At 44.9% G+C, this 13,886-nt stretch carries 16 protein-coding genes; 5 read left to right on the top strand and 11 right to left on the bottom strand.

The genetic code is table 11. The annotated features are described in order from the left end of the window. Window position 1: 1 nt before the first annotated feature. From H065_RS0110655 to H065_RS0110620, 8 genes are all read right to left on the bottom strand, one after another. Window positions 2-709: a response regulator transcription factor gene (locus H065_RS0110655; RefSeq protein ID WP_017813043.1), complete on the bottom strand. Its 708-nt coding sequence runs from the start codon at window positions 707-709 to the stop codon at window positions 2-4. Window positions 710-745: 36 nt separating this feature from the next. Next, the gene (locus H065_RS0110650; RefSeq protein ID WP_017813042.1) at window positions 746-1,813 is read right to left on the bottom strand and encodes a DUF418 domain-containing protein; all 1,068 of its coding nucleotides are present in this window, start codon (window positions 1,811-1,813) and stop codon (window positions 746-748) included. Then, window positions 1,810-2,193 (bottom strand): YxeA family protein, encoded by a 384-nt coding sequence (locus tag H065_RS0110645; RefSeq protein ID WP_017813041.1) that lies wholly within the window; start codon window positions 2,191-2,193, stop codon window positions 1,810-1,812. Before H065_RS0110645 ends, H065_RS0110650 begins: the two co-directional genes overlap by 4 nt. 22 nt (window positions 2,194-2,215) lie before the next feature. Further along, the gene (locus H065_RS0110640; RefSeq protein WP_017813040.1) at window positions 2,216-4,156 is read right to left on the bottom strand and encodes an FtsX-like permease family protein; all 1,941 of its coding nucleotides are present in this window, start codon (window positions 4,154-4,156) and stop codon (window positions 2,216-2,218) included. Further along, a complete protein-coding gene (locus H065_RS0110635; RefSeq protein WP_017813039.1) occupies window positions 4,153-4,911 on the bottom strand; it encodes an ABC transporter ATP-binding protein in 759 nt (252 codons plus the stop codon). The genes H065_RS0110640 and H065_RS0110635 overlap by 4 nt, the downstream gene beginning before the upstream one ends. A gap of 244 nt (window positions 4,912-5,155) precedes the next feature. Then, on the bottom strand, window positions 5,156-5,437 hold the full coding sequence (locus H065_RS0110630; RefSeq protein WP_017813038.1) for a KGG domain-containing protein: 282 nt from the start codon (window positions 5,435-5,437) through the stop codon (window positions 5,156-5,158). A gap of 309 nt (window positions 5,438-5,746) precedes the next feature. Continuing rightward, the gene (locus H065_RS0110625; RefSeq protein ID WP_017813037.1) at window positions 5,747-6,058 is read right to left on the bottom strand and encodes a hypothetical protein; all 312 of its coding nucleotides are present in this window, start codon (window positions 6,056-6,058) and stop codon (window positions 5,747-5,749) included. A 141-nt stretch (window positions 6,059-6,199) separates the two neighbouring features. Further along, on the bottom strand, window positions 6,200-7,297 hold the full coding sequence (locus H065_RS0110620; RefSeq protein WP_017813036.1) for a GntR family transcriptional regulator: 1,098 nt from the start codon (window positions 7,295-7,297) through the stop codon (window positions 6,200-6,202). A 295-nt stretch (window positions 7,298-7,592) separates the two neighbouring features. On the opposite strand from H065_RS0110620, the gene H065_RS0110615 reads away from it, so the two are divergent. From H065_RS0110615 to H065_RS0110605, 3 genes are all read left to right on the top strand, one after another. Continuing rightward, window positions 7,593-8,885: an ABC transporter substrate-binding protein gene (locus H065_RS0110615; protein WP_017813035.1), complete on the top strand. Its 1,293-nt coding sequence runs from the start codon at window positions 7,593-7,595 to the stop codon at window positions 8,883-8,885. Between the two features lie 117 nt (window positions 8,886-9,002). After that, window positions 9,003-9,860, top strand: a complete 858-nt coding sequence (locus tag H065_RS0110610; protein WP_017813034.1) for a carbohydrate ABC transporter permease — start codon at window positions 9,003-9,005, stop codon at window positions 9,858-9,860. Next, window positions 9,857-10,732 carry a carbohydrate ABC transporter permease gene (locus tag H065_RS0110605; RefSeq protein WP_017813033.1) on the top strand — a complete coding sequence of 292 codons (876 nt, stop codon included), beginning with the start codon at window positions 9,857-9,859 and terminating at the stop codon, window positions 10,730-10,732. Before H065_RS0110610 ends, H065_RS0110605 begins: the two co-directional genes overlap by 4 nt. Before the next feature lie 132 nt (window positions 10,733-10,864). On the opposite strand, the gene H065_RS0110600 is transcribed toward H065_RS0110605, so the two are convergent. Together H065_RS0110600 and H065_RS0110595 are read right to left on the bottom strand one after the other, a co-directional pair. Continuing rightward, on the bottom strand, window positions 10,865-11,236 hold the full coding sequence (locus tag H065_RS0110600; RefSeq protein WP_017813032.1) for a hypothetical protein: 372 nt from the start codon (window positions 11,234-11,236) through the stop codon (window positions 10,865-10,867). A gap of 254 nt (window positions 11,237-11,490) precedes the next feature. After that, window positions 11,491-12,135: a hypothetical protein gene (locus tag H065_RS0110595; RefSeq protein WP_017813031.1), complete on the bottom strand. Its 645-nt coding sequence runs from the start codon at window positions 12,133-12,135 to the stop codon at window positions 11,491-11,493. A 103-nt stretch (window positions 12,136-12,238) separates the two neighbouring features. On the opposite strand from H065_RS0110595, the gene H065_RS0110590 reads away from it, so the two are divergent. Then, window positions 12,239-12,715, top strand: coding sequence for a GNAT family N-acetyltransferase (locus tag H065_RS0110590; protein WP_017813030.1), 477 nt, complete (start codon window positions 12,239-12,241; stop codon window positions 12,713-12,715). 107 nt (window positions 12,716-12,822) lie between these two features. On the opposite strand, the gene H065_RS0110585 is transcribed toward H065_RS0110590, so the two are convergent. Further along, window positions 12,823-13,305 carry a hypothetical protein gene (locus H065_RS0110585; protein WP_017813029.1) on the bottom strand — a complete coding sequence of 161 codons (483 nt, stop codon included), beginning with the start codon at window positions 13,303-13,305 and terminating at the stop codon, window positions 12,823-12,825. An 83-nt stretch (window positions 13,306-13,388) separates the two neighbouring features. Here H065_RS0110585 and H065_RS0110580 point away from each other — a divergent pair, with 83 nt between their 5' ends. Beyond that, a complete protein-coding gene (locus tag H065_RS0110580) occupies window positions 13,389-13,838 on the top strand; it encodes a hypothetical protein (RefSeq protein ID WP_017813028.1) in 450 nt (149 codons plus the stop codon). Window positions 13,839-13,886: the final 48 nt, after the last annotated feature.

The following is a 13,886-nucleotide window of genomic DNA, read 5'->3' as shown; positions in this document are numbered from 1 at the left end:
ATCAATCCCCGATCATCAGCTTGTAGCCCAGTCCCTTGATCGTAATCAGATATTCCGGCTGGGATGGCTGTTCTTCAATTTTCTCCCGTAATCTGCGGATATGCACCATTACCGTATTGTCCATCCCGATAAAGTCCTCTCCCCAGACGACATCATACAGCCTTTCCTTGCTGATTACCCGATTGATATTTTGCATAAAATACTTCATCATCCCCAGCTCTTTGGGCTTGAGTTCGATAATACGGCCGTTTTTGACAAGTTCGGCTTTTTGCTCATTGAATACAAATGGACCTGCTTCCAAAATGAAATCCTGTTCGGCTTCCGGCTGCAAATATTCCGATCGACGCAGTTGCGCCTTTACCCGGTAAGCTACTTCTCTCGGGCTGAATGGCTTGGTAATATAATCATCGCCGCCGATCATCAGACCAAGCAGCTTGTCCACTTCTTCATTCCGGGCGGACAAGAACAGAATCGGTACCCGTGAGATGCTCCGGATCTGGCGACAAACTTCATATCCCTCTCCATCCGGCAGCATGATATCAAGCAGGACCAGATCCGGCTGCTGCTCGCGGAACTGCTGCATTCCCTCCGCCACACTTCCCGCGGTTATCACTTGCGGGATACCTTCCTTGTCCAGAACAGTCTGGAGTAATTTTCGAATATCTTCTTCATCGTCAATAATTAATACTTTCCTGCCAGCTGCAGACATGACACCCCTCCTGATTATTCGAATAACTATACAGCGTCAACCCTGACTCTTGACCGGCAACTGACGACCATACGTCATCCATCGCCACAGCTTCTCCATTGGTCCCATCGTAAAGTATCGGAACCATATCAATGTCCCTACCATTTGTATACCGTAAATTACCAGTGCCATACCTATTGAAGCCAGTGGAGAAATTATAGTCATTCCCATCAGGGCAATCATAGCATTACCGATCAGATTCTGGGTAAAATAATTGGTCAGTGCCATCTGCCCTACACGAGCCACTGGCTGGAACATCTGCTGCATCCGGGACGAATTCATGATCCAAAACAGCGAAGCCAGGTAAAAAACGGTTCCCGGTATCGTTTCCAGCCTCAGCATATTCTGTTCCAGCTCATATCCATACACGATAGCAGTATAAAAACTGCCGGCTGCTAGCGGAAGGAAGAGTAGCAGCGCACCCAGACTGATGCGACCCAGACGATGACGATAGCGATCCATATGTTGGATCATGCCTGACTTGGCTGCCGCAAAACCAGCCATAAACATAATGATAATCAATAACAAATCGTTGCTGAGACTATTCAGATACTGACAGGGCAGCACCAGCTGGCCTGGAATATCATTCAGCTGCAGCAGCAAGCCAGCGATTGCTCCCATTTCATACACAATCACCAGACCGATCAGCCACCAGACTATAGTCACCACACGAGCACGGTAAAATGGCAGCAATACCAGTCCTGCCACAGCGTATACAGGCAAAATACTGCCAAAGAAAAAGAATAGATGCACAATACCTATCAGCAGCATCGCTATCAGGCGGCGGGTAAATCGCCATAGTGGACGATCTCCCCGCTGCTCTGCCCGTGAAGCAAATATATAAAATCCTACACCAAACAAAAAAGAAAATATAGAGAAAAACTTCTTCTCGATCAGCACATCAAATAGCATTTCCAGCCAGTGGTTGATACCATGAAAAGATGGGAACTCCTCTGTATAGACAATGTACCCTTTGATATTGACTAGTAAAATACCGAACAGGGCAATACCACGGATAATATCGAGTGAGACAATACGTTCTTTTTGCGGAATAGATGGAATCACTGCGTTCCCTCCTGACTGGACGCAGCCAACTTGCTCTGCGCCGCAGCCGGCACGTCAGCCTGCTGTACCTCCTGATAGGAAGTTACTACGCCATCTTTGACATATACCATCAGCCAGGCTCCCTCGCGTAGCTGCTTGCCAGCAGTAAAAGTAAGCGTCATCCCTGCTCCGTCGGTATCGGATGCAGGCAATGTATATTCATAACTGGTATAAATCTCGCCATTACTGGTTCGGTCTTCCGATTTCTTGCCTTGTCCCTGGGTGTGTACATAATAGTGATCTGTGCCCAGACGATTAAAATTAACATTCTGAAGAATAACAACACCTGCCATAAGAATAACGATCACTACGGATACGGGTATCATCCATTTTTTCATCATTTTCAGTCTCCTTGAATATCATTTAGTGGGTTGCGGACTGTGTAACAATCCGGTAATACTGATGACCGGTGAATAGGTAATATACAAGATAGAGTATGCCATATACCACCATACAGATGGTCACCGGAACCGCTATATTGGCAGACATCAGCCGGAAGATACCGGTGAGGGCTACAACGCAGTGAGCCATCCCTCCAATTAGAGGAAGTCCGAAAATAAACAACATCTGTTGATACACGGATTTGCGGATCTCAGAGCGCTTGACCCCGATCTTGAGCAGAACGGCGTAACGATCTACTTCGGCATGCGCTTCGGTCAGCTGCTTGAAATAAAGAATACTACCTGTCGCCGCCAGAAATACAAGACCCAGAAAACCACTCATAAAGATCAATACTCCAAATACCTGCATGCCTGCAGAATAATCTTCTGCCTGGCTGGACAAATGGGAAGATTCGGACAGATGCTGCTTTAGTGTATCTGCAAGCTGCCGAGCTTCTTGACGACCTCCATCCAGGCCGTATATTTGCATCGGTACAGGAGTCGTCTGTGCAGCCAGAATAGTAAAGGCTTCATCTGGCAGTACAATGACCGTTCCTGCTATCCCTGAATTCAGTACATTATAGGGACACAGCTGGATTACATGAATATTGCGAGTAACTTTACCGGCATGCAAATGAAGCGATGCCCCTTGATAAGCGGGTGAAAATTGCTGTGAATAACCTGCATCCAGTACTACCGCTTCTTCACCATGAAGATTCAGCTGCTCCTTGTTCCCCTGCCAATCAGCCAGCTGGTTATAGCTACTCACCGGAATAACTGTAAATACCTGCTTGGAACCGGTAATCGCACTGGGAATCGAGCTCATATCTACAGTCATTTCCAGTGCAGAGAGCTTCTCATGATAACGTACATCCACTCCCCGACTTTCATAAATCAATCGTTCGATCTTGGTATCTGCAGCATCGCCCCCCGAGAGAAACATCAGACTGTTGGGATCGGAGAGCAAGATGCTCTTTTCATTTTGATAATACAGACTGTATGCCATGCCTCCTGCTGTCAGTGTAGTGGCACTAAGTACGGTAATCACTGTCAGGATCATCGCGTTTCCCCTGATCCGGTAGAGCAGCTGAGAGATGCTGACCAGATGAATCCCGCGCCAAAAGTAGCTTTTGCGGCTGCGCATTAATCCCAGCAGATACACAGTGAGCGTATTGAACAGCAGATACGTACCGGAGATCACCAGGATCAGAATTAACATGGGTGTCATCACAAATCCCAGCTGTCGCCAGATGACTGATTCCATATAATTCTGAAGAGCCAGTCCATACCCCGTACCGATCATGATCAGAGATAACAGCGCCAGCAACAGGGAAGCATGAGGTGCCAACTCGCCACGTTGATCGGCCTGGAATAATTCAATCAGCCGGAATCGATAAATGAGCCGGTAACCATGCAGCGAGGTCAGTAGTATCAGAATGAGGAAGACGATACCTGTATTGATAACAGCCGGCGCAGACAGCACAAAATGCCCAATTGCTTCATAGCCCATTACTTTCATTAACAGCATCACAAAGAATTTTGACAGAAAAGCACCCATGATGATTCCTACAGCCAGTGCAAGCACACCCATCATGAAATTTTCATAAAATAACATCCAGCCAATCTGCTTTTTGCTTACACCGAGTAAGGAATACATACCTACTTCTTTTTTGCGCTTGCGTGTAAAAAAGCTGTTCGAATACCAGATGAATATAGCCACAAAAATAATCAGTACAATCGAAGCTCCATTAAATGCAGAACCAATCTTGAGCGATCCACTTACCTGCTGCTGGATCGTAGTGTCATATTTTAACGAGACAAACATAAAATAAATCAATACACTGAATACCATCGAAGCAAAATACAAAAAGTAACTGCGGAAATTATTCAGTAGATTGCGACTCGCCAGCCGGAGCAGCGTCATTGCGGATCACCTCCGAATGAAGCAAGCACATCGAGAATTCGCTGCAGAAATAGCTGCCGCTTGCTATCCATTCGGTGCAGCTCCATCGCTATGCATCCATCTACAATGAACAACACCCGCTTGCAAAAGCTTGCAGCAAAAGCATCATGCGTAACCATCATAATCGTCGCCTGTTCCTGTTCATTCAGCAGAGCCAGGTTATCCAGCAGATTGGCAGCTGATTTGGAATCGAGTGCTCCTGTCGGCTCATCTGCAAAAATCAGTTCCGGCTGGCTCACCATGGCACGGGAAGCGGCGGCCCGCTGCTTTTGTCCGCCAGAGATCTGATACGGGTATTTATCCAGCAAATCATCTATACCAAAGGTTGACGCTATCTGCTGCACACGTTGCTTGATCTCCCGCGCCGGCACATGGGACAGTGCCAGCGGAAGTGCAATATTCTCCTGTACGGTCAATGTATCCAGCAGATTATAATCCTGGAAAATAAATCCGAGTGACTCGCGACGGAAGTCGGACAGCTGGCTGTCATTCATGGACAGAATCTGCTGACCGGCAATCTGAATCTCACCGGATGAAGGGCTATCGATAGTGGACAGCACATGAAGCAGCGTAGATTTTCCTGCTCCGGAAGGTCCCATTACACCGATAAATTCCCCTTTTTGAATCTCCAGATCAATCCCGTTTAATGCCGGATAGAGATTGCCCCGGCTGCCGTATGTTTTTTGAATGTTTACCGCTTTTAGCATAGTAGTCATGTATATTCCTCCTTGTTCGTGCTCACAAGGATAAGTATAGGCGGGCAACCTTACACCTTATTGATGCCAACCTTTCATAAACCTTAAATATACAGCTGCAGTAATTTTTGCGATCTCGATAGGCAGAATAGACTCATAACACTATGTATACAAAAAAACGAGCCGTAAGGATAACGGCCCGTTTAACTCTAGCTGTGTATTCAGTTCTTCTATATGATTGGGATCATCTAATCCATAACAGTACTTAGTCGTTGTTATTAATATTATTAATATCATTATTGGAACGTGTCTGTCCGCCTTTACGTCCTGCGTCTTCGCGGCTCATACCATCGGAGTCACTGCGGGACTTGCCGCCTTCTTCACCGATTTCCTGATAGAACTCTTTGTCGTGAGATTCAGAAGTGGATTCTCCACCCTTTTGGCCAATTTCCTGATAAAATTCTTTGTCATGATTATTCGAAGTTGCTTCGCCACCCAGACGTCCTGCTTCTTCTCTGTTCATTTTGTTATCATTATCATTTGCCATTGTGCTCACTCCTTGAAGTCATTTTGTAATATTCCATATAATGTAATATATTACAGTGTATTATTACCCTTTGCCCTCTGGCGTAAACGGCTATTCTGCTGTTATTTATTTTCGCGACTTTGTTCACATAAACCAGGATGCGCCTTCCAGACTAGCTGTACTGCAGATCTTCTCTATTTGTCCTGATTGTCGCCAGCATACCGGATCATACGACAAAAAAATAGCACCCTCGCGGATGCTATATGTAGTCTATTTGAAGTTAGTTGCCGAATGATTGCTACTAGCCTCGCAGGATTTCATGTTCATCATTCAGAACTTTTTGGAGAATTCCTCCAACAGTAGTTCTTGTATGACTTCCTGCGTATCCCGATCATGACTATGCACTAGCCCATTGCCATCATGCATTTCCTTGGCACGGTAAATGTCATCGCCTTTGAGAATAAACTTTTTGAGACCAATACAAACCATCCACTCCAGTGGGTAATGGCTGGTTAGACTAAGACTGGTAGGTACACTTAAATCCTCCAGTTCCTGCAAGCATGACTTCAGTACCTCCTCAATCTCTTCCTTGAATTCCTTGTGCACTCGGTATCTCTGGGAGATTACTTCAGCCCAGCTCATTTTTCTCACTCCTCCTATCCTGTCATCTATATTGATATTTCAATCTGTTAGCAATCATTCACCTGTATAAGTACCCATTGAATCTAACTTTACTGTAATTATTTCACTTTATTTAATTAATATATTACGTATAACCGTAATTTATAGTGTATTTTCCAGAAAATTCAGCCGTACAGGAACTACATATTCCTGAGGGCTGTACTCTCCTTCCATTTGGGATTGCAGCAATTTGACTGCCCACATCGCCATCGTCTGCTCATCCTGCATGATACAGGCGACACCCGGTAAGCCCGGATCATCAAATGAAATAATCTCGGTCTGCTCTACCCTGCCCAGCCTGTGCAAAGAAGCCAGCGTCAGATCTGCTGCTTCTGCCGTGAGTGCAAATACTGCCGTAATATACGGATAACGCTGCAAAAAATCAGTTACATACTCCTGCGCTCCAGCTGTTCTTAAAATATCCAGCGGTACGTGGCAGAGCAGATTTTTATCAATCGAAATATGCTGATCCATATAAGCATGCTCCAGTCCAAGTGTACGATCCTGAATCGCTGTATTCGTATTGTCCGGCGAGATCAAAGCAATATGCCGATGCCCTTTTTCCAGCAAATACGATACGGTCTGGTAGGCACCTGCAAAGTTATCCGAGGTTACCCGGTATGTCTCAATATTGCGTAAGTACCGATCCATGAATATAAAAGGAAACTTGTCCAGCGACAGCCTGAGCAGTGATTCGCTGTATTTCTCGTCCTCGGTTGGAAAAACAATGATTCCCTGCACATGACGATCCGTGAGCTGGCGAATCGCTTCCGTCTCATTAGTAGCGCATTCACGTGTAATATGGAGAATAAGTTGGTAGCCTGCCTGGTTGGCATAATACTCTGTATAATCGATCAGCTTCTGGATTACGCGTGTTTTCATAGTCGGAATAATCAGACCAATTACTGGAGCTGGAGCAGCATGCTGGTTATAGGGATAATAAGCGGTTCCTGTCTGGGTAGCTGTCAGAGGACGTGCTCCCGGCTCCAGCGACACAAAAGTTCCTTTCCCCTGAATTCGCTTGACCCAGCCTTCTTCAGCCAGTTCGATCATTGCATTTTTGACAGTGATTTTGCTGACCTGGTATTCTTCCATCATCTCCTGTTCCGAAGGTACACGGTCACGGTAACGCAGTTCACCGGATGTGATTTTTTGCTGGATATGCTGTTTGATCTGTTTATAAAGAGGAATCTTTTTCATTAACTACCACCTCATTTTCCTGAAAATAGAAATCCTATATGCTGGTACAAATATACGTTTATACGTGTTATCTATTAATTATTCTAGGGGTATACAACTCTCTCCTCCATTGCACGTTCATATTAGTGCTGACATTATCTTACAAAATGTTAACGCTTTCAATACTAAATTCATAGTTAATATAAAAATATATTTTTTATAAATTTATAACCAATTGATTATATAAATTATGGATGGTGCATTCTATAATACACGAATAAAGCGCTTACAATAATACATTGTTGGAGGTTGAATAATGAAAAAAACCGGATTCTTTTTATCACTGCTGCTTGTATGCTCGATTGGTCTTGCAGGATGCGGCAATTCCGGAGCATCTTCGGGCTCAAATGGTGACGCGGATGGCAAAGTAACACTCACAGTCACACACTATATGGTCGAGAAGCCCAAAGTCGATACCTTCAAAAAACTGACCGACACGTTTACCGAGCTTCATCCGAATATCAATTTTGATATCCAGGTTATGCCGGTAGACAAGTATAACGACAATATCAAAATGAAAGTGGCTGCCGATGATCAGCCGGATATCATTTTTGGACGTCCTCAGGGAATGGTCGATATTACCAAGTCCGGTGCCTTCCTCGATCTAACCAATGAATCCTTTATGAAACGGGTCAAACCGGATTACCTGCCCAATGTCTCCTATGATGGCAAAGTATATGGCCTGCCGATTGATCTGATGACCAACGCTGTTATTTACAATAAAGACCTGTTCAAAAAAGCAGGTGTAGAAGTGCCTAAAATCTACTCCGAGCTGGTCGATGTGACCAAAAAGCTGGAAGCCAAAGGAATCACGCCATTTGCCGCTTCCTGGAAAGATAGCGCTTCTTACATGAGCTTCATGTTCCCGGATATGTTCGGCAACCTGCTCAAGGATAACCCAGATTACCCTGGACAGATCATGTCCGGCGAGAAAAAATTCTCCGATATCCCGGGCTATCGTGATTTCCTGCAGCGTCTCAATGAACTGAGCAGCCATGCTAACAAAGATGCCAAAGATATCGACTATGACCGTTCACTGCAGTATTTCGCACAGGGTAAAGCAGCTATGGATATTATGGGCAGCTTTGCGATCGGTACGATTCGCAGTTACAATCCGGAAGGCAACTTCGGTGTCTTCATGTATCCCGCGACTGACAACCCGGATGAGAATGTAATGACTTATTCTACCGATGATACATGGATGATCGGCGCTAACTCCAAGCATTTGGATGCTGCCAAGCAGTTCTTCGAATTCATGGCTTCCGATGAAGGTGCACAGATCTGGGCAGATGGCGTACAGACGATCAGCACGATCTCTGACGATATCAAACCTAAGGAACAAGACCCGATTGCCAGCGAATTCCAGGAAATCTTCAAATCAGGTAAAGTGGTCAACAACCAGGTGAAACCACTCTGGTATGGACAGTATGATACTACCTTCGGACAGGATATGACGTTCTTCCTCGTCTCCGATCCGGCTACCCGCAGCGTCGATGAACTTCTGCAAAAAATGGATGATGATTTCGGTAAAATTAACCGGATGAATTAACTCTACGATCTACAGTATCAGGCGAATATCATTCTTCATGGATATTCAGCCTGATGCTACATACAAGCCAGACTATGTATTGGATTCCAATCCTGATGAACCATGGAGGTGAGCGTTATGACGCATAGAATTCGGGATGAATGGGTCAAGTTTACCTTTATCGTCCCTGCTCTGCTGTTCTTTGTATTGGTCGTGGTTTTTCCGTTTATACGCGGCCTGAATATTGCTTTTACCAACTGGGACGGTATTGCACCGACGTATGATTATGTCGGTCTGCGCAATCTGCAGCTGTTGTTCACCGATACTGAACTGCTCGATCCGATCAAGAATACGCTCCTGTTCACCGTTGTCACCACGATCTGTATCAATGTGTTCGGCCTTCTGCTCGCCGTGGCACTGAACACCAAGTTCCCCGGTGTCAATCTGCTCAAAAGCTTTATCTTTATGCCGATGGTTATCAGCCTTGTGCTGGCAGCGATTATCTGGCGCTACATTTACAGTGATATCTTCCCGATTCTATTCCAAACCGATGGCGGACTGCTCGGTAATCCGACGACCGCCATGATCGGGATCGCCATTATCTGTGTCTGGAAAGAAATCGGTCTTGCCATGGTGATCTACTATGCCGGACTGCAGACGATTCCCAAAGACATGTATGAATCAGCCCGCATCGATGGTGCCACCAGCTACAAGCAGTTTACCAAAATCACGGTACCCCTGCTGCTGCCGGCTTTTACCTATTGTATTCCGCTCTGGATCGGTACCGGACTGAGACAGTTCGATTATCCGATGGTCGCGACTAAAGGTGGCCCTGGTACCTCTTCCCAGACGCTCGCCATGTATGTCTATAACTATGAATTCCCTTATTTCAAAGCCGGCTACGGACAAATGGCAGCCCTGGTGCTGTTTATCTTTATCCTGATCGTAACCGTCATTATTACCAGCTATTTCCGCAGAAGGGAAGTGGAGTATTGAATACAACTCATCCAGCCGCTGCTGCTGTACAGCTACAGGAACCTCGTCCGCGCCGCAAATGGTCGCAGATTCTGCGTGTCGCTCTACTGTATCTGATCGCGATTCTGTTCCTGTTTCCCTTTTATATTGCAGTCGTCTACTCGATCAAGACACCGGTCGAGACAGCGCAGAGTCCACTAGCCTTTCCGACTCATATCGCCTGGTCCAACTATGCAGAAGCGATCGAAGCATCGAATTTCTTCCTCGCGCTGCGTAATAGTGTACTGACAACTGTTGGTACGGTAGCCCTGACGATTGCTGTCTGCTCGATGGCAGCGTATGTCATTGCCCGGAATAATACACGATTTTATAATTTCTTCTATTATCTGTTCATGTCCAGCATCATGCTGCCGTTCCAGGTACTGATGTTCCCGCTGTACAAAACATGGAGCGAACTCAGTCTGCTCAATACGATTCCGGGACTGATTATCGCGCTAACCGGGGTGCAAATCGGGTACTTTGCTTTTCTGTATGTAGGATTTATCAAGACCGTGCCCAAGGAGCTGGAGGAATCGGCTGTGCTTGACGGAGCGTCACGATACCGGACGTTCTACAGCATTATCTTCCCGCTGCTCAAGCCGATCAACTCGACGATTCTGGTTCTGAGTGCGCTTGGAGCATGGAATGACTTTGTCGTATCGATGATTCTGGTACAGAAAAAAGAAGCTTCTACACTGCCGCTGGTGCAGTTCCAGTTCTTCGGGGAATATACATCGCAGGTTAACATGGCGTTTGCCGCAATTATTCTGTCGATGATTCCGATCATGCTATTCTATCTGTTCGCACAGAAATGGATTATTGGCGGGGTAACTGCTGGAGCAGTGAAGGGGTAACAGGTACGTATTCGTATTCAAAATGGATTGTAGTTGCAATCTTATCAAAAACAAGAAAAAGCCGCTGTAGTACATAGCAGCTTTTTCTTGTTTTTCATTTGTTCTCATTTACTATGAATAGACTTACTATACTTATTGTACTTGGGATTTTGGAACAAAGTCTTCGCCAAATGATGAGCGCATCTGGGATTGCACCTGTACTGCTTCATTCACATTGGAAGCTGGTGCAACAATGTATAACTGTTCCGAAGATTCCCCTTCATCCAACCATTTGGCCGATCCCCATATATTGATATTCTCAAAATCTCGATCAAACCAGATTAGACCTTGGTTGGAGACCATATAAGGCGATTGATTAGATTGGTAGGTTAAATTAGCCTGATCGATATCATTCTTTTTCTCCGACACGATCATGTCCAGCATAGTATCCTGTTTGGTAAAAGGAAGCGAATCAATAACGACCGTGCCAGTAAAGCTGTCTTTTCCAAATAGAGGATGGGACATATGACCATCTATCCGGACAGAAGTTGTCCTTGCCGAATTGGGCTTACCTTGAACATACTGAATAGCAGAGCGAGTCACATGAATTTCTTTTGGGAATTTGTAAAAAATAAGAAGTGCTATAAATAATAAAGTTATAATAGAAAGCATCACGATTTTCTTCAGTATTAGCCCTTTTCTCTACTACGTAAAATGTAATACCGTATTCACTAAACCATCAGCAGCTTAGAACTTGTTCATTTGTAAATTGTAGCTATTTAATTATCAAACCAGAAGATGATCCTTATTTCCTTATCACTGCGGATCAAATTTTTCTCTTTCATCTTTTCCAATTTCTCTATCAAGTCAGTGAAATTCAAATTAAGATAGCCATTCCATTCTTTGAGGATCAGTTCTTCATCGTCCGGCTTGCCACATCTGACATCAATAAAAGGCAACGCATATCTCTTTCCATCTGCCATCCATTCTTCATGTCTGGCATAATCTTCAGGGTGAACCCATCCTTGCAGCGGCATAATATCACCATATCCACTATCTTTTAATTCTTTAAGGGTATAGTGGGAGGCATGATGAAAATCTCCATTTCCTTTATTGAAATCATTATTAAAATCGATATCATAGTCATCTTCATATCTTCTTTTTATCAACTGATCCATAGCATCCGGAATACCCCTGGTAAAATCAATAGGCAGATAGCTCTCTTTGTCTCCATCTCCTCGAACTCCTGCTAGCAGAAAAAAAAGCCCATAATCACGAACCCCATGAAGCAGACTATCCCGAATGAATCCCTGGTCCTCTGTAACCATATATTCTGCCCAACCATCGCTTCTGTAAAAGGAGTCAATATTTATCCACTTTCCCCACTTGTACCCTTCACAAAATATTGTGATGTCGCATCCCATAATGTCATCCTCCCATTCCACCACATACTTTATTTGTGCAGCCAGAAATCTTACATTATTATGAAAGATGAGAATTATTTACATACCAAGTGAGGTGCAAAGCATGACATTTATTCAATCTTTATCGCCCCAACAGTCTCCACCTATGGAGCTACTGCTATCTGCCGATCCTTCACCTGCTATTATCCAAGACTATCTATCTCGCGGACAGTGCTATATTGCTCGCCAGGATCAGACCATCATCGGTGTGTATGTATTACTGCCAACGCGTCTAAAGACGGTTGAACTGGTCAATGTAGCGGTTGCCGAATCTCATCAAAACCAAGGAATCGGCAAGCAGCTTGTTCAACATGCGATCCAAACGGCACGAGAGCAGCAATATGATACGATAGAGCTGGGTACCGGTAATTCCAGTGTATCCCAGCTCGCTCTGTATCAGAAATGCGGATTTCGAATTGTCGGCGTCGATCCGGATTTTTTCGTCCGTCATTATGAAGAACCGATCTATGAAAATGGTATCCAGTGCCGGGATATGATTCGGCTAATGCAGGATCTACACAGTGTGCATAGACTGGAATAACGGTATGCATTAGTGCCTATTCCATATTCTCCGGTACCAGGAACAACAATAAAATTGGTATGCCATGTGATGCAAAGTAGCCTTATCAAGTGGCTATTTCTTCTTATTTAGAACATGGAAGTGATTTTACCAGTGAACTTGTCCACATCATACCAGCCATAAGTTGCCGTGTGGCTGGTCTCTGCATCATCCTGGACGACTTCGTATACATGTACTGTATATTTGGTAGACGTCTCGGAATCAACTTCTACATAGAGATAAGAAGATTCAGCAATCTTGTATTTCTTGCGTACCAGCTGAATAGCCTGCTCTTCAGTAACTTTTACAACAGGCTGCTTGCCTATGTATAGATTCTGATCGTACATACCAATCGATTTGCCCAATGATTCGCTGATGCTACGTGCCGGTACATACGTGGTTCCCTGATAGATCAGTGCCTGCGTACTACCTTTGGAACTTCCGTCCACAAACATACTGATTTTCTCCTTAATCGCCTGTACGTGTACATCCTGGGCAGCTACCACTGTAGCGCCTGTGAGCAGAGAGCCTATCGCTATACCTATGACTAATCCTTTAACTTTGTCTTTCATAAATTAAATCCTCTTTTCCTACTAAAATAAACTACATTGGTATTGTATCAAAAAATAACTAACTCATCATTGAGGTGACTATTATGTCTGCACCTGACCCTATGTCCCCATCCGATCTGAAATTCCCGAACAGTATCTTCAATATTAATCGCGAGTATATGCCTGCTCTCTTATCTGCTATAGGAACAGATCTGCAGGACGAGATCGCAGAACAGCTCGCCGGGAAAGATTATGCGCTATACCTCATTCTGGCTGTAGAAGCTGCGCAGAAGAAAGCTGCTGAACTGGCACCGATAACTTCGAAATGGTCTCTTCCGTGGTCTCATCCATTATCTATGGATCTATCGCTCTGTTCGATTGATTGTGCGGAACAATGTCATATCGAACATGGTCACTCGCTGATCTTCTGGTTCTACTCCGAAGAGGGTCCTGAGAACTGGATGGATGGCTTCAGCGACCATTTCTATGATATCACAGTCGAGGTTGATGCCGACCTGCTGACGATTCGGCGCGTATCCGGACCGAGCCGTTGACGCTGACTGTTCGCCGCATAGCCCGACCACTTCGCTAATGCTGGCTAT

Source organism: Paenibacillus shenyangensis, from assembly GCF_000346635.1.
GTDB classification, from domain to species: Bacteria; Bacillota; Bacilli; order Paenibacillales; family Paenibacillaceae; genus Saccharibacillus; species Saccharibacillus dauci.
This window is presented reverse-complemented; position numbering and strand designations above follow the sequence as displayed.